The following is a 1,147-nucleotide window of genomic DNA, read 5'->3' as shown; positions in this document are numbered from 1 at the left end:
CGGCCGGGCTCGACGGGATCGATCCCGCCTGGTCGCGCCTCGTCGACGCTCCCGACGCCGAGGGCGTGCCGCGCCGCTGGCACCTCCTCGACACGGGCGAGGCGCTGGCCGTCGAGCCGGTCGGCACGATCCTGTGCGTGCACGGCAACCCCACCTGGTCCTACCTCTGGCGCCGCCTCGCGGCCGCCACGCTGGAGGCGGCCCGCCTCGGCGGCCCCGCCTGGCGCGTGGTCGCGGTGGACCAGCTCGAGATGGGCTTCTCGGAGCGCACCGGCGCGCTGCATCCGCTCGCCGACCGCGTCCGCGAGCTGTCGAATCTCACCGACGTGCTCGGACTGACCGATGTCGTCACCCTCGGCCACGACTGGGGCGGAGTCGTCTCGCTGGGCTGGGCGGTCGACCACCCCGAGCAGCTGCGCGGCACGATGCTCCTCAACACCGCGGTGCACCAGCGTGCCGACGCGCCGATCCCGGCGCCGCTGCGGCTCGCGCTCGCCTCGGGCGTGCTGGGCGCCTCCACCGTCAGCACCCCCGCCTTCCTCGAGGCGACGCTCGCGCTGGGCCGTCCGGCGCTCCCCTCCGCGGTGAAGGAGGGGTACCGGGCCCCCTACCTGTCGTCCGCGCGTCGCGGGGGAGTGGGCGGCTTCGTCGCCGACATCCCGGTCGACTCCGCGCACCCGAGCGAGGACGAGCTCCACCGGATCGCCGAGGGCGTGCGCGCCCTGGCCACTCCCGCACTGATGCTCTGGGGTCCACTCGACCCGATCTTCTCCGACCGCTACCTCGACGATCTGGTCGACCGCCTCCCGCACGCGCAGGTGCACCGCTTCGAGGGAGCGGGCCATCTGCTCGCCGAGGACGTCGACTACTCCGCAGCGGTGCTCACCTGGCTGGGTGACCTCTCGGCCGACGGCGAGCCCTTCGCCGGTGATCCCGCTCCGGACGTCCGCCGCCCCTCCGCACCCGTCGAGCCGCTGTGGGCGCACCTCGATCGCCACGCCGAGGACGACTCCCTCGCCCTGGTCGAGATGGCGCCTCCCGGAGGCGGCGGGCCGCGCTCCGTCTCGTGGCGCCTGCTCTCGCGGCGGGTCCGCGAGCTGGCCGCCGGCCTCCGCGCCTCGGGCATCGGGCCCGGCGATCGGGTCTC

1 protein-coding gene is annotated in these 1,147 nt (G+C 75.4%); it reads left to right on the top strand.

Translation table 11 applies throughout. From position 1 onward, the window contains the following. Positions 1-1,147: alpha/beta fold hydrolase (locus ACH61_RS15550; protein ID WP_236713728.1), on the top strand; the 1,147-nt coding region annotated here is incomplete at both ends.

The sequence above is a fragment of the Rathayibacter tanaceti genome (assembly GCF_001634385.1).
Classification (GTDB): domain Bacteria; phylum Actinomycetota; class Actinomycetes; order Actinomycetales; family Microbacteriaceae; genus Rathayibacter; species Rathayibacter tanaceti.
The sequence above is the reverse complement of the archived record's forward strand: the minus strand, read 5'-3'. Positions and strand labels throughout refer to the sequence as shown.